18 protein-coding genes are annotated in these 19,607 nt (G+C 45.2%); 16 read left to right on the forward strand and 2 right to left on the reverse strand.

Annotated elements, in window-relative coordinates; genetic code table 11:
* Positions 1 to 54 precede the first annotated feature (54 nt).
* The 16 genes from rpsB to dnaE all read left to right on the forward strand — a co-directional run bounded on the left by rpsB (position 55) and on the right by dnaE (position 18,372).
* Positions 55 to 789 carry a 30S ribosomal protein S2 gene (gene rpsB / locus HUJ19_RS06170; RefSeq protein ID WP_290622837.1) on the forward strand — a complete coding sequence of 245 codons (735 nt, stop codon included), beginning with the start codon at positions 55 to 57 and terminating at the stop codon, positions 787 to 789.
* A 107-nt stretch (positions 790 to 896) separates the two neighbouring features.
* Positions 897 to 1,766: a translation elongation factor Ts gene (tsf, locus tag HUJ19_RS06175; protein WP_290622838.1), complete on the forward strand. Its 870-nt coding sequence runs from the start codon at positions 897 to 899 to the stop codon at positions 1,764 to 1,766.
* 60 nt (positions 1,767 to 1,826) lie between these two features.
* Positions 1,827 to 2,543, forward strand: a complete 717-nt coding sequence (gene pyrH, locus HUJ19_RS06180; RefSeq protein WP_290622839.1) for a UMP kinase — start codon at positions 1,827 to 1,829, stop codon at positions 2,541 to 2,543.
* Between the two features lie 101 nt (positions 2,544 to 2,644).
* Positions 2,645 to 3,202 carry a ribosome recycling factor gene (gene frr / locus HUJ19_RS06185; RefSeq protein ID WP_367273975.1) on the forward strand — a complete coding sequence of 186 codons (558 nt, stop codon included), beginning with the start codon at positions 2,645 to 2,647 and terminating at the stop codon, positions 3,200 to 3,202.
* An 87-nt stretch (positions 3,203 to 3,289) separates the two neighbouring features.
* The gene (locus HUJ19_RS06190) at positions 3,290 to 4,012 is read left to right on the forward strand and encodes an isoprenyl transferase (RefSeq protein WP_290622840.1); all 723 of its coding nucleotides are present in this window, start codon (positions 3,290 to 3,292) and stop codon (positions 4,010 to 4,012) included.
* 3 nt (positions 4,013 to 4,015) lie between these two features.
* Positions 4,016 to 4,906: a phosphatidate cytidylyltransferase gene (locus HUJ19_RS06195; protein WP_290622841.1), complete on the forward strand. Its 891-nt coding sequence runs from the start codon at positions 4,016 to 4,018 to the stop codon at positions 4,904 to 4,906.
* 2 nt (positions 4,907 to 4,908) lie between these two features.
* Complete coding sequence (ispC, locus tag HUJ19_RS06200; RefSeq protein WP_290622844.1) at positions 4,909 to 6,108, forward strand: 1-deoxy-D-xylulose-5-phosphate reductoisomerase; 1,200 nt, start codon at positions 4,909 to 4,911, stop codon at positions 6,106 to 6,108.
* A gap of 42 nt (positions 6,109 to 6,150) precedes the next feature.
* Complete coding sequence (gene rseP / locus HUJ19_RS06205) at positions 6,151 to 7,488, forward strand: RIP metalloprotease RseP (RefSeq protein WP_290622845.1); 1,338 nt, start codon at positions 6,151 to 6,153, stop codon at positions 7,486 to 7,488.
* 10 nt (positions 7,489 to 7,498) lie between these two features.
* Positions 7,499 to 9,970, forward strand: a complete 2,472-nt coding sequence (gene bamA / locus HUJ19_RS06210) for an outer membrane protein assembly factor BamA (RefSeq protein WP_290622846.1) — start codon at positions 7,499 to 7,501, stop codon at positions 9,968 to 9,970.
* Positions 9,971 to 10,004: 34 nt separating this feature from the next.
* On the forward strand, positions 10,005 to 10,505 hold the full coding sequence (locus HUJ19_RS06215; protein WP_290622847.1) for an OmpH family outer membrane protein: 501 nt from the start codon (positions 10,005 to 10,007) through the stop codon (positions 10,503 to 10,505).
* 85 nt (positions 10,506 to 10,590) lie between these two features.
* Positions 10,591 to 11,643: a UDP-3-O-(3-hydroxymyristoyl)glucosamine N-acyltransferase gene (lpxD, locus tag HUJ19_RS06220; protein ID WP_290622848.1), complete on the forward strand. Its 1,053-nt coding sequence runs from the start codon at positions 10,591 to 10,593 to the stop codon at positions 11,641 to 11,643.
* Positions 11,630 to 12,100 (forward strand): 3-hydroxyacyl-ACP dehydratase FabZ, encoded by a 471-nt coding sequence (gene fabZ / locus HUJ19_RS06225; protein ID WP_290622856.1) that lies wholly within the window; start codon positions 11,630 to 11,632, stop codon positions 12,098 to 12,100. The genes lpxD and fabZ overlap by 14 nt, the downstream gene beginning before the upstream one ends.
* Positions 12,097 to 12,855, forward strand: a complete 759-nt coding sequence (gene lpxA / locus HUJ19_RS06230; protein ID WP_290622849.1) for an acyl-ACP--UDP-N-acetylglucosamine O-acyltransferase — start codon at positions 12,097 to 12,099, stop codon at positions 12,853 to 12,855. Before fabZ ends, lpxA begins: the two co-directional genes overlap by 4 nt.
* 83 nt (positions 12,856 to 12,938) lie before the next feature.
* Positions 12,939 to 14,135: a lipid-A-disaccharide synthase gene (gene lpxB, locus HUJ19_RS06235; protein WP_290622850.1), complete on the forward strand. Its 1,197-nt coding sequence runs from the start codon at positions 12,939 to 12,941 to the stop codon at positions 14,133 to 14,135.
* 6 nt (positions 14,136 to 14,141) lie between these two features.
* Positions 14,142 to 14,741: a ribonuclease HII gene (gene rnhB, locus HUJ19_RS06240; RefSeq protein ID WP_367273976.1), complete on the forward strand. Its 600-nt coding sequence runs from the start codon at positions 14,142 to 14,144 to the stop codon at positions 14,739 to 14,741.
* Between the two features lie 145 nt (positions 14,742 to 14,886).
* Positions 14,887 to 18,372 carry a DNA polymerase III subunit alpha gene (gene dnaE / locus HUJ19_RS06245; protein ID WP_290622852.1) on the forward strand — a complete coding sequence of 1,162 codons (3,486 nt, stop codon included), beginning with the start codon at positions 14,887 to 14,889 and terminating at the stop codon, positions 18,370 to 18,372.
* Between the two features lie 145 nt (positions 18,373 to 18,517).
* Here the strand turns inward: dnaE and HUJ19_RS06250 are convergent, their stop codons facing one another.
* Both HUJ19_RS06250 and HUJ19_RS06255 read right to left on the reverse strand, forming a co-directional pair.
* Positions 18,518 to 18,904, reverse strand: a complete 387-nt coding sequence (locus tag HUJ19_RS06250; protein ID WP_290622853.1) for a hypothetical protein — start codon at positions 18,902 to 18,904, stop codon at positions 18,518 to 18,520.
* 57 nt (positions 18,905 to 18,961) lie between these two features.
* Positions 18,962 to 19,489 carry a helix-turn-helix domain-containing protein gene (locus tag HUJ19_RS06255; RefSeq protein ID WP_290622854.1) on the reverse strand — a complete coding sequence of 176 codons (528 nt, stop codon included), beginning with the start codon at positions 19,487 to 19,489 and terminating at the stop codon, positions 18,962 to 18,964.
* Positions 19,490 to 19,607 lie beyond the last annotated feature (118 nt).

Raw genomic sequence — 19,607 nt, forward strand, 5'->3', positions numbered from 1 at the left:
TGGGTCGGGAAATGGGATTTGCGGAGGCTTAACCCGAAATTCGGAGAATTTATTATGTCTAAAGTTAGTATGCGTGACATGCTACAGGCGGGCGTGCACTTCGGTCACAAAACCCGTTTCTGGAACCCTCAAATGCGTCCATATATCTTTGGTGCGCGTAACAAGATCCACATCATCAACCTTGAAGAAACTGTTCCTATGTTCAACGACGCGTTGAATTACTTAGGTAAAGTCGCTTCGAACAAAGGTAAAATTCTGTTTGTTGGTACTAAGCGTGCCGCTAGCGAAATTGTTAAAGAAGAAGCGACTCGTTGTGGTCAGTTCTTCGTTGATAAGCGCTGGTTGGGCGGTATGTTGACCAACTACAAAACTATTCGTGGCTCTATTAACCGTTTGAAAGACTTAGAAAAACAGTCTGAAGACGGTACTTTCGAGCGTTTGACTAAGAAAGAAGCTTTGATGCGTCGTCGTGAGATGGAGAAATTGGAAGCTTCTATCGGTGGTATCAAGAACATGGGCGGTTTGCCTGACGTATTGTTCGTGATTGACGCTGACCACGAAAACATTGCTATCGCAGAAGCTAATAAAATGGGTATCCCAGTTGTTGCTGTTGTTGATACCAATTCTAGCCCTAAAGGCGTTGATTACATCATTCCTGGTAACGATGATGCGATTCGTGCCATTCGTTTATACTGCGCAGCGGTTGCTGATGCGGTTCTTGACGGCAAGCAAAGCAGCGCTACTACTGCCGATCAAAGCGACGAGTTTGTTGAGGCTGAAGAAGCTTAATCAACGGGCTGACAATGCTTTTCTAAGGGGGCGATGCCCCCTTTTTTGAACTATTTACTGATATTCGTTGCAAGATTTAAGCAGCGAACGATATGCGGAGAGAAATCATGGCTATTACTGCAGCATTAGTTAAAGAATTACGTGAGCGCACTGGCGCTGGCATGATGGAGTGTAAAAAAGCTCTAGTTGAAGCTGACGGCGATGTCGAGTTAGCGATTGATAACATGCGTAAATCAGGTCAGGCGAAAGCGGCTAAAAAAGCAGGCCGTATCGCTGCTGAAGGTGTTATCCTGGCAAAATCAAACGGCGGCGTTGGTGTTTTGGTTGAAATCAACTCAGAAACTGACTTCGTTGCTCGTGACGAGAACTTCCTGAAGTTCGCTAACGCAGTTGCTGACCTGGCGTTAGAAAAAGGTATCGGCGACATCGAGACTTTGAACAGCACTGCACTGGAATCAGGCGAGACTGTTGAAGAAGCGCGCGCTAACCTGGTTGCTAAAATTGGTGAGAACATCACTGTACGTCGTGTAACTAAAATCGAAGGCGACAACCTGGGTGCATACATCCACGGCGGCCGCATCGGTGTTATGGTTTCAATGAAAGGTGGTGACGAAGACTTGGCTAAAGACGTGGCTATGCACGTTGCAGCAAGCAACCCACAGTTCAACAAAGCTGACGACGTTGCTCCAGAAGTTATTGAAAAAGAGAAAGAAATCATCAAAGCTCAACCTGATATGGAAGGCAAGCCTGAAGAGATCGTTGAGAAAATGATGGTTGGCCGTATCAAGAAATTTGTTGGTGAAATCACTCTTGAAGGTCAAAACTTCGTTAAAGATCCATCAACAACTGTTGGTGCTTTAGTAAAATCTAAAGGCGCTGAAGTTGTTTCATTCACTCGTTTCGAAGTGGGTGAAGGTATCGAGAAGAAATCAGAAGATTTTGCTTCTGAAGTTGCTGCTCAAATGGGCAAAAAGTAAGCTAGGTTTAGCTTAAAGTAACAGTTCTCGATAGTCGCGATAGTTAAAGAGGAACCGCGCATGACAAACCCGGCTTACAAACGAATCTTGTTGAAATTAAGTGGTGAAGCACTGATGGGGCAGGAGGCGTTTGGAATCGACCCTTCGATTCTGGAGCGTATGGCAAAAGAAATTAAAGGGTTGAGTGAGCAGGGAATCGAAATTGGCGTGGTTCTTGGCGGCGGAAATATTTACCGTGGCCAGAAGCTATCCGAAGCTGGCATGAACCGTGTGACAGGTGATCACATGGGCATGCTGGCAACTGTAATGAATTCGCTGGCTCTGCAAGATGCTTTCGAGCGTGTTGGACAGCCAGCGAAAGTTTTATCGGCAATGCCTATCGATGGTGTTTGCCAGGGCTTTTCTCGTCGTGGTGCCATCAACTCCCTTGAAAAAGGTCGTGTCGTTATCTTCTGTGCCGGAACTGGCAATCCTTTCTTTACCACGGATACTGCAGCCTGTTTGCGCGGTATTGAGATTGATGCAGATTTAATCTTAAAAGCGACCAAGGTTGATGGTGTTTACTCGGCAGATCCCGCTAAAGATAAGAGTGCAGTGCGCTATGAGCAGTTAAGCTATAAAGAAGCACTGGACAAAGAACTTGCGGTTATGGACTTAACGGCATTCTGCCTGGCCCGTGACCATAAAAAGAATATTCGTGTATTTGATATGACCAAACCAGGAGCTTTGGAAAAAGCGGTTTTGGGTCATAATGAAGGGACCTTGATTCATCCCTGATAATCCAGGCGTCCGGAAATATCGCCGGCCGTTGATCCCAGCCCGAAATTGGGCATAATAGCCCTTGCTAATAAAGAACAAGCAAAATAGGAGAATTTTCTGTGATTAACGACATTCAAAAAGACGCTGACCAGCGTATGGATAAAACCATTGACTCATTTAAGAGTGACTTGGCAAAGGTTCGTACCGGTCGTGCTCACCCTAGTTTGCTTGAGCACATTATGGTGCCATATTATGGTGTCGATACGCCAATCAGTCAGGTCGCCAGCATCAGCGTTCAGGAAGGCCGTACTCTGCTATTGCAAATTTTCGACAAGGGTGCCATCGAAGCCACCGAAAAGGCGATTTTGAAATCAGATTTAGGTTTAACGCCTAGTGTTGCAGGGCAGGTTCTTCGCATCACGCTTCCTCCATTGACAGAAGAGCGTCGTAAAGAGTTCATCAAAGTGGTTAAAGGCGAAGCAGAAAATGCTAAAGTTGCTGTGCGTAATATTCGCCGTGATGCCAATAACTCATTGAAAGAATTAGAAAAAGAAAAAGAGATCTCAGAAGACGAATTGCGTCGTGCTGAGGATCTTATCCAGAAGTTGACAGATGCCAAGGTAGCGCGTATTGATGATATTTTGGCGGAGAAAGAAAAAGAATTGATGGAAATTTAATTTCCTCAGTGCTATTTCATGAACGCCGTGGGCTTATGCTTCGCGGCGTTCTTGTATTTAAGTCTTTGAAATTTAGGGTAGAACAGGGTGTCGAGTAACCAACCAGCTACAGCAGATAAGTTACCTCAGCATATTGCTATCATTATGGATGGCAATGGTCGCTGGGCTCAGGCGCGGGGTAAAAAGCGCGTATTTGGCCATAAAGCAGGCATGGAAAGAGCCCGCGAAATGGCGGAAATCTGTGGTGAGCTCGGCGTTAAGTATCTGACTTTGTTTGCTTTTAGTAGCGAAAACTGGAATCGCCCAGCCGATGAAGTCAGCTTCCTGATGGAGCTCTTTGCTACCAGTCTTAAAAATGAGTCCAAAAAGCTTCATAAAAACAACGTCCAACTGAAGGTTATTGGCGACAAGGCCGGTTTTGACAAGGGCTTACAGAAAGCCATTGATAAAGCCGAAGCGTTAACTGCTGATAACGATGGACTAACACTCTATATTGCAGCCAATTACGGTGGGCGCTGGGATATATTACAGGCTAGCCAGAAGTTACTGAAAAGTAATGAGCAAATAACGGAAGCGAACCTTAGCCAATATTTGGCCACTGGCGATGCGCCTGATCCCGATCTGTTAATCAGAACGGGTGGTGAAAAGAGAATTAGCAATTTTTTATTATGGCAGGCTGCCTATTCCGAGCTCTATTTCAGCGATGCTCTGTGGCCTGATTTTGATAGCGAACATTTGAAGTTGGCATTGGCTGACTATGCACAAAGGCAAAGACGCTTTGGCAAAACCGGTGAACAGGTAACAGGGTAAATTATGTTGAAACAAAGAATTATAACTGCGTTAGTGTTATTGCCGTTGGCGATGGCGCTGCTATTTTACCCAGGCCTGAAAGTGTTTTCGCTAATTCTGGTTCCTATCTTTGGTGTCATTGCCTGGGAATGGAGTCGTCTGTTACAAACCAATGTTCTTATCAAAACGCTATTTATTGTGATTGTCCTGCTGGCTCTTGGTGGCGTCTATTATTGGTTAAACCAACGAGAGTTTTTTGATTCCCCGGTTATTCCAGTTAACTGGACTGAAATTCATCCTTTTAAGTTGTTGATGGTGTCGGTAATGGTCTGGATAGTGGCTTTTGTGCTGATACTGCTCTATCCCAGGGCGGGTCGGGTTTGGCTACGCGGGCCCTGGTTACGTGCTTTGTTTGGTCTGGTTTTCTTAGTCGGTGCCTGGCTGGCGATTGTTATGATTCGCAGTACAGACATTGTCCAGAATCATTATTATGGTGGCTGGCTCTTACTGCTGATGTTTGTTGTTATCTGGGGAGCGGATGTTGGAGCCTATGTCTTTGGTAAAACTTTGGGTAAGCATAAATTGGCGCCAGTAGTTAGCCCGAATAAGACCTGGGAAGGTGCGATTGGCGGTTTAGTGACTGCAACAGTATTGTCGACACTTGCCGCATACTTTATTGGATTATCCTTTTCTTTGGCTTGGTTTGCTTTGCTGGCAGTCATTCTGGTGGTAGTTTCAGTGATTGGCGATCTATTTGAAAGCATGCTGAAACGTCAAGCCAATATTAAGGACAGCAGTCAGATTTTGCCGGGTCACGGTGGCTTGCTGGACCGACTCGACAGCACCTTGTCTGTAGCTCCATTCTTTGTTGTTGCCTTGCTCATTGTCGAGCATGGCTTTAGCCTTAGTTTGTAATTATGACTGTACAACGCGAGTCCATCTGTATCCTCGGCGCGACCGGCTCAATTGGTACCAATACGCTGGATGTTATTAGACGTCATCCGGAGCGCTATCATGTGTTTGCTCTGACAGCTAATCAGAACATTGATTTGCTTTTTAAGCAGTGTGAGGAGTTTTCGCCTGAATATGCAGTGCTGCCCGATGTTGAGCATGCCGCCACCTTGCAGAAGCGACTGAGTGAGCAGGCTATTGACACCAAGGTGCTGGTAGGCGACGAGCAGCTGGCCTGGGTTGCGGCTCATGAAACTGTTGATACGGTAATGGCTGCAATCGTTGGTGCGGCAGGTCTGTTACCGACGCTGTCAGCAGTCAAGGCTGGTAAAAAAGTATTGTTGGCCAATAAAGAAGCGCTGGTAATGTCCGGAGCGATTTTTATGCAGGCCGTTAAAGATAGCGGTGCGACCTTGCTGCCAATTGATAGCGAGCACAATGCTATTTTCCAATGTCTGCCGGAACATTTCGTGGCTCAGGGTATCCAATCCTGCGGTATTCATAATATCGTTTTGACTGGCTCTGGTGGTCCTTTCCTGAAGAAACCGCTGGCAGAATTTCCTATGATTAGCCCAGATGAGGCTTGCGCACATCCTAACTGGGTTATGGGGCGAAAGATTTCCGTTGATTCTGCAACCATGATGAACAAAGGGCTTGAGCTGATTGAAGCCTGCTGGTTGTTTGATGTCCATCCTGAGCAGGTTGAGGTGGTGCTGCACCCGCAGAGTATCATTCATTCGATGGTGCGCTACCTGGATGGCTCTGTATTGGCACAGATGGGCAATCCTGATATGCGCACGCCAATTGCTCATGCGCTGGCTTTTCCAGAAAGAATCAGCGCAGGCGTTGAGCCATTAGATTTTATGCAGATTAGCCAGTTAACCTTTGAACAGCCAAGCTATGAACGTTATCCCTGTCTGAAGCTGGCAAAGGAAGCGATGGAGCAGGGCGGCAATACACCGGCAAGGCTCAATGCTGCGAATGAAGTAGCTGTCGCGGCATTTCTGGATGAAAAGATAAACTTTGATCAGATTGCTTCGGTGATTCAGCAAACATTAACCGAGACTGCGTATGCTGATGTGATTGATTTAAATTCAGTACTGGAAGCTGATAAGCAAGCCAGAGACCGTGCGCACTCTATCGTCGATGGATTGGCTGCTAATTAATATGCTCATAATGATGGGCAAAAAACTGAGAATGATTAACTGATGACCGATTTTTTTTACAGTATTTTTGGCTTATTGATCCTGCTTGGGGTTCTGGTCACTTTTCATGAGTGGGGACACTACTGGGTTGCTAAGAAGCTTGGCGTAAAAGCGCTCAGGTTCTCAGTCGGTTTTGGTAAGCCTATCTGGGGGCGAACTAACAAGCAGGGCACTGAATTTGTTATAGCTCCTATACCATTAGGCGGTTATGTGCGATTTGTTGACGAGCGTGAGGGCGATGTTGCCGAAGAAGACCTACCTTACGCATTTAACCGCCAGCCAGTCTGGAAACGAATCTTGATTGTTTTAGCTGGGCCAATGGCCAACTTCTTATTGGCCATATTGGTTTATGCAGCGGTTTATATGATGGGCATTGCGGTCGGTAAGCCATTTGTTACGGATGTTCTTCCAAATACCGTAGCATCGCAGGCCAATTTTCCAGAAAACAGTGAAATTTTGGCAGTGGATGGTGTTCCCGTAAAAAGCCTCGAAGATGCGGTCTTTGCTTTTGTCGATCATATTGATGATGACAAAACCATAGAGGTCGAGGTGAAGCCGCTTAATCAGGAGCGAACAACAGTTGTTTTAGATGTTAGTCAATGGCAGGAGCCGGATGAAGGAACTATTTTTGACAGTTTGGGGCTCGATTTTGGGCCAGTTGATGGGGAGCCCAGATTAGGTAGTGTAGTTAAAAAATTACCGGCGGATAAAGGTGGATTAAAAGCACAGGATCTGATCTTATCGGTAAATGGGCAAACAATTAGCTTGTGGAGCGAGCTGGTAGAGTTTATTGAGAATAACCCCAATAAGCCCATACAGCTAGTAGTGCTAAGAAATAGTGTTGAGCAACAATTAACGGTCACTCCAAAGCCTAATGAGCGAGATCCTAATATTGGCTTTGTTGGAATCAGTCCTGCTTTTAAAGGCTATAACGTCATCAACTATGGCTTTTTCGAGTCAATCGGTAAAGGCGCTGAGCAGACATGGGTGATGGTTGAGCGTATTGGTAGTTTCCTGGGCAAACTAATAACAGGGAAATTATCGATCAAAAACCTGGGTGGTCCAGTTGGAATTGCCCAAGGAGCAGGCCAGACTGCACAGGCCGGAATGGTTGCATTCTTGCTTTATCTCGCTATGATAAGCGTCAATTTAGGCTTCGTGAACCTGCTGCCAATCCCAATGCTGGACGGTGGTCATTTAATGTACTATCTTGTCGAACTTGTTCGTGGCAAGCCTGTCTCTGAAAAAATTATGGAACTTGGTATGAGAGTTGGCATCATACTAGTGCTGACAATCATGGCGATTGCGCTATTTTTCGATATAACCCGAATAAACCAATAGAGAACAATTAATGCGTTTGATAACAAAAACAGTTACGGCTTTAGTATTATCTGCACTTTTTTCCAAAGCAGGCGCAATCGAGCCTTTCGTTGTAGAAGATATCCAGGTAGAGGGATTACAACGTGTAGAGCTTGGTTCATTTTTTACCGAGCTTCCGATTCGTGTTGGCGAAACGATTGATGATGCGCGAGCACCTGGCATTATTCGTGCTATCCACCAAACGGGTAACTTTGAGTTCGTAAAGCTGGAAAAACAAGGCAATACGCTGAAGATTACCGTCGTTGAGCGCCCCGTTATTACTGACATCATTCTTAAAGGTAACAAGGTTCTTAAAACTGAACAGTTGCTAGAAGGTATGGAAGGTGCAGGAATTTCAAAAGGTGAAGTTCTCAATAGTTTTGTTCTTGAAAAAATTGAACAAGAGATTGCAAATCAATATTACTCTAACGGTCACTACCACATCAGTGTAGAGAAAAAGCTTGCTGAGTTGTCCCGTAACAGAGTACAGCTTCATATCACTATCAATGAAGGTGGTTCGGCAAAAATTAAAGAGTTCAATATCGTTGGTAACGATATATTCCCAGATGATAAGTTGCTGTCACAGTTTGAGTTAACCACAGGTGGTTTATTCACCTTTATAACCGACGACAATAAATATAACAGCGTCACTCTTGAAAAAGATCTGGAAACTCTTACTTCATATTATAAAGACCGTGGTTATCTTGAATTTAAAATAACCTCTACCGAAATTTCATTAGCCAATAACGAAGAAGATATTTATATCACCATGGTAGTTGATGAGGGTGAGGTTTATACCGTTTCTGGGATTGATGTGATTGGCGACTTTAATTTCGAAGTTGACACCATTAAGCGCATGATCCCCTTGAAAGAAGGTGATACTTATTCTGCTGCCGCAATGACTTTTGCCGAAGAGCAGATTAAGCAGTTCCTGGGTATTTATGGTTATGCCTTTGCTCAGGTTAGAACCATTCCAGAAATATCAAAGGATACTCCTGAGGCAAAGCTAATTGTTCTAGTGGAGCCAGGTGAAAGACATTATGTTGATCGTATTAATTTCGAGGGCAATACTTCAACAGATGAAAATGTCTTGCGTAGAGAGGTTCGTTTGCAGGAAGGTGGTTCGCTGTCTTCAACGTTAGTCGAGCGATCAAAAATTCGTTTGCAGAGGCTACCTTACATTGAAGAAGTTAAGGTAGATACTGTAAAAAAAGAAGGAACTACTGACAGAGCTGATGTGATGTTTTCCGTGAAAGAACGTAGCGCAGCGCAGATTAGTGGTGGCCTGGGCTACAATGATTTTTACGGTATGACCATCAATGGCGAGTTATCTCACAGCAACTTTATGGGGACTGGTAATTCTGTTGGTTTAGCGCTAAACACGAATAAAGCCATTAAAAGCGTTCGCTTGAATTACACGGATAATTATTTTACTCAAGATGGTGTCGGTCTTTCGTCTAATATTGTTTACAGTGAAACAGATTACGGTAAGTTAAATCTTATCGCTCAAAGTTTAGATACTTTAGGGTTTGGTTCAACGCTCTATATCCCAACAGGCGAGTATTCTACTTTTAACGTTGGTTTTAACGCCTCCCAAAATGAGCTGACTTCACCAATTACTAACTCTCAACGAGTCATCGATTTCTTTGATTTGTTAGGCTACGATGCGACTGTTGATTCAGAAGTTGAGTTTGATATTTTTTCAGTAAACTTTGGTTACAGCATCAATTCGTTGAATCGTGCCATTTTCCCATCCAAAGGTACTCGTCATCGTTACGGTTTAGATGTGGGCACCGCTATTGGTGACCTCGAGTTTTACAAAGCCACCTACGACTACGATTATTACTTCCCTATTTCGGATAATGGGTGGATCTTCTCCGTTAGAGGCGGTCTGGCGTTTGGTGATGGTTATGGTGATACTGAAGATTTACCGTATTTCCAAAACTTCTATGGTGGTGGTAGTTCCTCTTTGAGAGGGTTCGAAACTAATACTATTGGTCCTAGAGATATTCAAAGAGTAAGAACGACGCAAAGTGTGCCAAGCCCTATACCGGGCGGTGGCAGCACCACAGTCATTCTGCCTAATGAGTATGACAGTATATATATTGGTCGATATTCTGTGGGGGGGAATGCTCGATTCCTGAACTCATTTGAATTGATTTTCCCAACTCCATTTATTGAGGATACCTCAAATGTGAGAACCAGTTTCTTCGTAGATGTCGGGAATGTTTGGGATACCAAATTTGACGCGGAGCGATTTGAAGGGTTAAATGTTGAGCCTAATAGTATTTTATCCTTTGTTCCTGACTATAGTGACTACAAAGATTATAGAGCATCGTATGGCATCTCATTGCAGTGGTACTCTGCCATGGGGCCATTACAATTCAGTCTGTCAAGACCATTGAAAAGCGAGCCTTATGATGACACGGAAACTTTCACTTTCTCAATTGGTCGTACATTTTAATTAATTATTTATTGCAAGTTATCGGAGAAACATTTTGAAAAAGTTATTAGCAGTATTTTTATTTGTTGTAGCAAGTATGCCATTAATGGCAAACGCAGAAACAAAAATTGGCATCATTAATTTTGGTGAAGTTATGGCAAAAGTCCCACAAAAAGATGCAATCAATCAAAAATTAAAGAAAGAGTTCTCTGGTCGTGAAAATGAATTGAAGCGTCTAGGTGAAGAGATTGAAACCGCAAGAACTGAGTATATTAACAATGTTGCGACTATGTCAGAGTCACAGGCAACAGAGAAAAAACGTGCAATTCAACAAAAAATGTCTGACTTCCAGTTAAAGGAAGCGGCTTTTAAAGAAGACGTTGAAAAGCGTAGTCGTGAAGAGCAGATTAAGCTTGGCAATCAGATTCGTACGGCTGTTGAAGCAGTAGCGAAAAAAGGTGGTTTTAATATCCTATTGGATCGTCAGTCTGCGCCTTACATTGATGCTTCTGTACCAGATGTTACAGACCAAGTATTAGCTGAGTTGTCAAAATAAGCTATTTAAGGCTTAAAAATATTGCAACCTGTTGATAAGTGAGTAGTATTATTTCTAATAAAGGTCTATTCAGGTAAACAAAGGTTTGCAAAAAACACTTCAAGACATTGCTGAGCATATTGGCGCTGAGCTTAGAGGAGAACCGCAGTTAGTGATAACTGCGGTTTCGCCGTTAAATAAGGCGCAAAAAGGTGAGCTTAGCTTTATCAGCGACAAGAAATATCTTAGCCATGTCGAAACCAGTAAGGCGTCAGCTCTAATCGTCAATTCAGCGATTGCCGAACAGTTAAGCGGCAACCTGTTGGTGATGAAAGATCCTTATCTGGGCTATGCAAAGGTTGCTCAGATATTTGATACAACTCCCAGACCACCTAAAGGTATTTCTTCAAGCGCCACCATTGCAGGCTCTGCTCGACTTGGTTCAGATGTAACGGTTGATGCTAATGCAGTGATTAAGGATGGTGCAGTGATTGGTGATAGTGCCATTATTGGAGCCGGAGTTGTGATTGGCGAGAATGCGAAGATTGGCGCCAATACCCTCATTTATCCTAACACGGTTATTTATCATTCGGTTGAAATCGGCAAAAACTGTATTATCCACGCCAATGTAGTGATTGGCTCGGATGGCTTCGGTTACGCAAACGATAGAGGTGAGTGGGTTAAGATCCCACAAGTAGGCAGTGTTATCATAGGCGACTCAGTAGAAATCGGTGCGCATACAGCGATTGACCGGGGCGCGCTAGAAAATACGATTATTGGTACAGGCGTAAAGCTCGATAATCATATCCATATTGCGCACAATGTGGTGATTGGTGATTATACGGCTATTGCAGGCTGTACTGCGATTGCAGGTAGCACAACAATCGGAAAGCACTGCACAATAGCTGGCAGAGTGAGTATAATTGGTCATCTTAAGGTCTGTGATAAAGCACATATCACAGCAACGACTTTTGTTAATAAATCGATTACTGAGCCTGGAGCTTACTCTTCGGGTACAACATTCCAGACCAATAAGGAATGGCATAAAAGCGCTGTTCGTTTCAGACAACTGGATGAAATGTGGCGTAAACTAAAACAGCTGGAAAAAGAATTAGGTCAGCTAAAAGACTCAAGAGAAGATAATGATGAGCGAGAATAACGTAACAGAAATGAATTCAATGGATATCTATGAGGTTATGAAGCACCTGCCTCATCGCTATCCATTTTTATTGGTTGATCGAGTGGTCGACTTTAAAAAAGGGGAGTATTTGAAAGCCATTAAGAATGTGACTGTTAATGAGCCATTCTTTCCGGGACATTTCCCGCACCGCCCTGTTTTTCCAGGAGTTTTGATGCTTGAAGCCATGGCGCAGGCCAGTGGTATTTTGGCATTTAAAACTACTGAAGCTTTGCCAACTGATGATTCATTATTCTATTTTGTTGGTATTGATGATGCTCGTTTCAAGAAACCTGTGGAGCCAGGCGACCAGGTGGTGATGGAAGTGACTGTCTTGAAGCGTAAACGCGATATGTGGAAGTTTTCTGCTGTTGCTACCGTTGACGGCAAAGTAGTTTGTTCCGCCGAACTCATGTGTGCAAAGAAGGATATTGTGTGATCCATCCAACCGCCATTATTGACCCATCAGCAAATATTGCTGACGACGTAGAAATTGGCCCATATTCGATTGTCGGTAAAGAGGTTTCCATCGACTCTGGGACTGTAGTAGGTCCTCACGTCGTGATCGGTAGCTATACCACCATCGGAAAAAATAACCGCTTTTTCCAGTTTTCTTCAATCGGTGAAGAAAATCAGGATAAAAAGTATGCGGGCGAGCCCACTCGCACTATCATTGGTGATGGCAACGTATTTCGTGAGTGCTGTACGGTGCATCGTGGCACGGTGCAGGACAGCTCTGAAACACGTATCGGCAATAATGGCTGGTTCATGGCCTATACCCATATAGCGCATGACTGCGTATTGGGGGACAATATCATCATGTCCAATAATGCGACTCTGGCTGGTCATGTTCATGTTGGTGATCATGTGATTCTTTCCGGCTTTGCCAAAATTCATCAGTTCTGCAAGATTGGCGCCCATGCCTTTATTGGCATGGACTGTGCTATCAGTAAAGATATTCCACCTTTTGTATTAGTTGCTGAAAACGCCCCTTATGGACTCAACTCTGAAGGTTTAAAGCGTCGCGGCTTTTCTTCAGAAAGTATTAGTGAGCTCAAGCGTGCCTATAGAACCATTTATCGTAAGTCACTGAAAACCGAAGAAGCCATTGCTGAAATGTCGGAAAGTTCCGATCCGCATGTGCAACAAATGATAGAATTTTTGCAGAATGCGAACCGAGGTATTTTGCGCTAAGCGATTTATCGCTGATAGACAGACTGTCGCAAACGCCCGATCTGCTTACAATCTTAAGTACAAAAGAATAAAGGGGTATAGCGATGCAGACATCGCCTTTTGCTGACAATACCGTAGCAGAATCAGTGACCAAAATTGCTATTATCGCCGGGGAGTCCTCCGGTGATATTTTAGGTGCCGGTTTAATCAAAGAGCTAAAAAAGCATTTTCCTAATGCCGAATTTGAAGGCATTGCTGGTGATTTGATGCAGGCTGAAGGCTGCAAAAGCCTTTATCCCATGGAATCTTTAGCGGTGATGGGCATTGTGCCGATCCTGAAACGTCTTCCAGAATTATTAAAAATGCGCCGCGAGCTTGCCAAGCGTTGGGTTGAGTCATCACCTGATATGTTTATTGGCATAGATGCTCCTGAGTTCAATATTGGTCTGGAAAAGAAGCTCAAAGCAAAAGGTATTAAAACCATCCATTATGTCAGCCCATCAGTCTGGGCCTGGCGGCCAAAACGTATCTTTAAAATCCGCAAAGCCACCGATCTGATGCTGTGTCTATTCCCTTTTGAACAGGACATTTACCAGCGTCACGCGATTGATAACTTCTGTGTCGGTCATCCGCTAGCGGATCAGATCCCAATGGAAATGGATAAGTTAGAGGCTAGACAACGTTTAGGACTGTCAGATGTGGATGATAAGCGTATTATCTGTATCATGCCCGGTAGCCGTGGCTCAGAAATGAAGTTTTTGGGGCAGGACTTTATCGAAACGGCTAAATTGATTCACAATTTTTATCCCGAAACAAGATTCATAGCGCCGATGGCGAATCAGGCTCGTCGTCAGCAGTTTGAAGCTTTGTTACAAGAAACAACCGACGTGCCTGATATACAGTTAGTCGACGGTCAATCAAGAGACTGCATGGCCGCCAGTGACTTATTGGTAATGGCTTCCGGTACGGCAACTCTTGAAGCCATGCTGATTAAACGCCCAACTGTAGTGGCCTATAAGGTTGGTGGATTCAGTTACCAGATTTTTAAACGGTTACTGATTATTGATACCTTTGCCATCCCCAATCTGTTGGCTAACAAGCCATTGATACCTGAGCTGATTCAGGACGAGTGCACACCAGATAATATTTTTGCCGAAGTTCGTGCCTGGCTTGAAGACGATGGTCAACGTTGGCAAGAAACAAAAGCGGTATTTGATCAGTGGCATGATAAGCTACGCAAGAATGCCGATGTCTATGCAGCCAATTCCATTACCCAGTGGTGGCTGGACAATGCACGCTAACAGCCTATTTTGAATATAAAAGAAAATCTCATGGAACAAACAATATTAATTGCAGGTGTGGATGAAGTCGGGCGCGGCCCACTGGCAGGGCCAGTGGTTGCGGCTGCAGTGATTCTTGATCCAGCAAATCCAATTGCCGGACTGGCTGACTCTAAAAAGCTGACCGAAAAGCGCCGTGAGGCCCTGTCTCTCGAGATCAAGGAAAAAGCTCTGGCCTGGTCGATAGCGCGGGCTGAAGTCGAAGAAATTGACCGCATCAATATTTTGCAGGCCAGCCTGCTGGCCATGAAGCGTGCGGTTGAAACCTTAAGCCATTCGCCTGAGTTGGCTCTGATTGATGGTAATCATTGCCCTGAACTGGATTGTCGTATGGAGGCCATCATCAAAGGCGACAGCAAAGAGCCTGCGATTAGTGCTGCCTCAATTTTGGCCAAAGTGGCACGTGACAATGAAATGGTTGAAATGGAGCAGGCTTATCCGGGCTATGGCTTTGCGAAACACAAAGGCTACCCGACTCAGCAGCATCGCGATGCTATCTTGAAGTTGGGAATCACGCCGATTCATCGCCGTTCCTATGCACCAGTACAGCGAATGCTAGAGTTTTAGTGATTGAACGCTAACTTATTGAAATTATAATTAAAATTATCAAAACCATTAAAACACTGGAAACAATTTGGCTGGCTTTTATAATAAGTCAGATTATAACGATACCTAACCAGCCAGAACCACAAGAGCTAACAGACAGAAGACTATGACGCCACGCTTTATTCACCTCAAAATGCATACCGAATACTCTATGGTGGATAGTGTCGTGAGGGTTAAGCCGCTGATTGCGCATTGCAAGGAACACAATATTCCGGCAATCGCCATGACTGATCAGATGAACATGTGTGGCCTGGTCAAATTCTATTCTCAGTCAGTATCCGCAGGCATTAAACCGATAGCAGGTGCTGACTTATTAGTCCAGAATCCGAGCGATGAGGACGACTATTTTCGTGTAACAGCTCTGTGCATGAACAATACCGGTTACCTCAATCTCAAGTATCTTATTTCTCGCGCCTACCTTAAAAACCAGCATCGCGGTTTACCGTTAGCAAAAAAAGAATGGCTACCTGAGTACGCTGAAGGTTTGATCATTCTATCCGGAGGACGCCAGGGTGATGTGGGCAAGGCCTTGTTGGCCGGTAATATGGATCAGGCGGCGTCGAATCTGGGTTTCTGGAATCATCATTTTAAAGACAGATTTTATCTTGAGCTCCAGCGCACGGGCCGCCCACAGGAAAACGAGTATATCCATCAGGTAATTGGCCTGGCGCAGGGTGCCAGCACACCGGTAGTAGCGACCAATGATGTGCGCTTCCTGCATAAAGAAGACTTTGATGCGCATGAGGCAAGGGTCTGCATTAATCAGGGGCGTGTGCTGGCCGATCCACGACGTCCGCGCGACTACAGTGAACAGCAGTACTTGCGTAGTGAAGCCGAAATGGTCGAGCTGTTTCAGGATATTCCTGAAGCACTGGAAAACAGCGTAGAGATCGCTAAACGTTGTAACCTGGATATGCGCCTTGGTGAATACTTCCTGCCGGAATTCCCCATTCCAGAGGGCATGACCATTGAGCAATACTTTGAGAAAGTCTCGAAAGATGGCCTCGAAGAACGGCTCGATCAATTGTATGACCGCAGTGCTGAGAACTTTGCTGAAATCCGCAAAGAATATGATGAGCGTCTGCAGATTGAGCTGGACGTTATCAATCAGATGGGTTTCCCGGGCTACTTCCTGATCGTTGCAGATTTCATTCAATGGTCGAAAAATAATGGTGTGCCAGTGGGACCGGGCCGTGGTTCCGGTGCTGGTTCTTTGGTGGCATACGCCATGAAAATTACCGATCTTGACCCGCTGGAGTACGACCTGCTTTTCGAGAGGTTCCTGAACCCTGAACGTGTTTCGATGCCTGACTTTGACGTCGACTTCTGTATGGAAGGTCGTGATAGAGTCATCGACTATGTGGCAGAGCGTTACGGCCGTAATAGTGTGTCGCAGATTATTACTTTCGGCACCATGGCCGCCAAGGCGGTGATTCGCGATGTGGGCCGTGTGCTTAGTCATCCCTATGGCTTTGTCGATAAGCTGGCCAAACTGATTCCTTTCGAAGTTGGCATGACGCTGGAAAAGGCTTTTGAACAGGAGCCAGAATTACCACGCTTATACGAGGAAGACGAAGACGTTCGTGAGATGTGGGATCTGGCGCGTAAGCTGGAAGGGGTTACCCGAAATGCCGGCAAACACGCCGGTGGTGTGGTGATTGCACCGAATGATCTGGAAGAATTTGCGCCTCTCTATTGTGACGAAACTGGCCATAATATTGTTACCCAGTTTGATAAAGACGATGTTGAAAGTGCCGGTCTGGTTAAGTTTGACTTCCTGGGTCTAAGAACCCTGACCATTATTGACTGGGCACTGGAAACGGCAAACGCGATTATAGCTAAGAAAGGCGAAGAGCCGATTGATATCGCAACCATTGATACCGAAGATCCTGCGGTATTTGACCTGTTGCAACGTGCTGACACCACAGCTGTCTTCCAGCTCGAATCTCGCGGTATGAAGGATCTGATTAAGCGACTTAAGCCGAACCGCTTCGAAGACATCATCGCATTGGTGGCATTGTTCCGTCCGGGGCCATTGCAGTCCGGCATGGTAGATAACTTTATTAATCGTAAGCATGGTCGCGAGATCGTTTCCTATCCCGACCCACACTACCAGCATGAGTCCTTGAAAGAAATTCTGGAGCCAACCTACGGCATCATTCTCTATCAGGAGCAGGTGATGCAGATTGCTCAGGTGTTGGCTGGCTATACGCTTGGCGGTGCGGATATTTTGCGTCGTGCCATGGGCAAGAAAAAACCAGAAGAGATGGAGAAGCAGCGTAGTATCTTCAAGGAAGGCGCGATCAAGAATGGGGTTGATGGCGATCTGGCCATGAAGATTTTCGACCTGGTGGAAAAGTTTGCCGGCTACGGTTTCAATAAGTCGCATTCGGCTGCCTATGCTCTGGTTGCCTATCAAACCGCTTGGCTGAAAACGCATCATCCGGCAGCCTTTATGGCTGCGGTAATGTCCTCCGATATGGATAACACCGATAAGGTGGTGACTTATGTGGAAGATGCGCAAAACAGCGGATTAACCATTACACCGCCAGATGTGAACAAAGGCCAGTACCGCTTCTCGGTTGATGAGGAAGGGCGCATTGTCTATGGAATAGGCGCCATTAAAGGGGTTGGTGAAGGTGCTATCGAAAGCATCGTCAAAGAACGTGAGGCTAATGGCCCCTATAAAGACCTGTTCGATTTTTGTAGTCGCGTTGACCTGAAAAAAGCCAACCGCCGTACTTTAGAAGCCTTGATTCGTGCGGGTGCCATGGATCGGATTGGCCCGAATCGTGCAACTTTAATGGCTTCGCTCGATGAGGCGGTAAAAGCTGCTGAGCAGTTCAATAAAAGTCAGGCCGCGGGGCAGGATGATTTGTTTGGTAGTGTGGTCGCAACAACCGCCACCGAACAACATCAATACATCCGTGTTAAGCCGTGGACTGACGAACAGGTTCTGCAAGGTGAAAAAGAAACATTGGGATTGTACCTGACGGGCCACCCAATCGATCGCTATATACCAGAAATCAAACAGATGAGCATCACCCGACTGCGTGACCTGCAACCAACCGGGCGCGGCAATTCGGCAAGAGTAGTGGGCTTAATTGTCGGCATGCGCGTTATGAATACTAAGCGCGGCGATAAAATGGCGATTCTGACGCTGGATGATAAATCTGGCCGTTGTGATGTCACTGTCTACGCCGAAACCTTCGAAACTTACCGTCATCTACTGAGTCGCGACAACGTCATTGTGGTTGATGGCGAAGCGCGTCACGATGATTATTCTGGCGGCACCAGCGTAAGCGCCAATAGCGTTATGTCATTCGAACAAGCGCGTGAACAATATTGCAAAAAAATCGTCATCACCATATCCGACTCCATCATTGGCCCAGATACCTTGGTTGAACTGGAAGAAAAAATCAGTCACAACCGGGATGGCGCCTGCCCAGTGGTCATCAACTTTCAATATCAACAGGCTCAGGTCGCAGGTGACTTCGTCATGAGCGAAGGTTGGTGCGTGCAACCCGTTGATGCTTTAGTGTTCAGTCTGAAACACATCCCCGGTTGCGTTGATGCAAGAGTAGAGTATTAGGTTCGTATCATTAGTAATTGTAAGTTGAGTTATGTCATCCTGAACTGGATTCAGGCGACTGAAAGGAATCCCTTTAGGGAATCTGCTCTTTTATTTTTTAATTGAGCTTTGGGGCTAGAAGGTAGGGTGCGTCGTGACGCACCGTTCACCCCAATACCCCATAAACCAAAATACTACCCAGCATTAAACACCCGATCGCATAAACCCGGAGCAACCGAATCACCCAGGGAATAACTTTGTCAGCGACTTTTTTATGCCACCACCAGGGAGTACACAACAACCCCATACTGGTAACCACCAGCAACCAACCGAAGTAGAAAAAGACTTCGCTGTAAAACATCTGTGGCGAGTAAAGAATCAGGGATAATCCAAAAGTGATTCGAATCAGTTGCTCGCTGTAATGAGCTTGGGAGGATGAGGCGAACTGTCGCAATAAGTGCTTTGCAGGTGCAGGCTTGATAAATGCTATGAAAGCGAAGCCTATCAGGAATAAGGCTACGACTAGAATGATGAAGCTAAAAACCCAATCCATCAGGGACTTCTTTTAACAATTGAGCAGACTTATGAGTCTGCTCAATGTCATTGCGGATTACAACTTTTTCTTAAGACGTTTCTCTATGATTCGTTTCTCTAAGTTGGTACTAAAGATATTGACCACCTCAAAAGCGACCAAGCCGTGAATGATGAGTCCTAACGCCCAGCCTCCCCATGCGATGATCATCTTTTCCCATTGTCCGCTGATAATGAATACACCACTGAATATGACAAAAAACAATAAGTGAGTATAAAACTCCTTAATGCCTTTGGCGTACTCCATGGCTTCAGCTTCTTCTGCACTGACTTGTTCAATAACAGGTTTAGCAGTTTGTTCTGTATCAGTACTTGTATTGGTATTGTGTGTTTGGTTCATTTCGGGCTCTCCTGTGGATTCCACCTTGGTGGGTCGGTCAAACGTTGCTATATCAACCTCAAACACAGCGGCTAATGCATTCTTAGTTTCCAGACTGGGAGTTTGGCCGCGTTCAATGCGCTGAATGGTACGAGTGCTAACACCCGTTAATTCTGCTAAATGCTCTTGTGACCAACCTCGTTTCAATCTTAATTTTCTAACAATCATAATTAATCCGTTCAGTGTTTATGTAGTAACGCTGGTTGATACAGCGGTGAGCCTGAATTATGTAAACTCGGAGCAAAGTATAACACGACATATCCGCGAAGAATTAGCGACATTCAGG

It is taken from the genome of Kangiella sp., assembly GCF_014762745.1.
Taxonomy (GTDB): domain Bacteria; phylum Pseudomonadota; class Gammaproteobacteria; order Enterobacterales; family Kangiellaceae; genus Kangiella.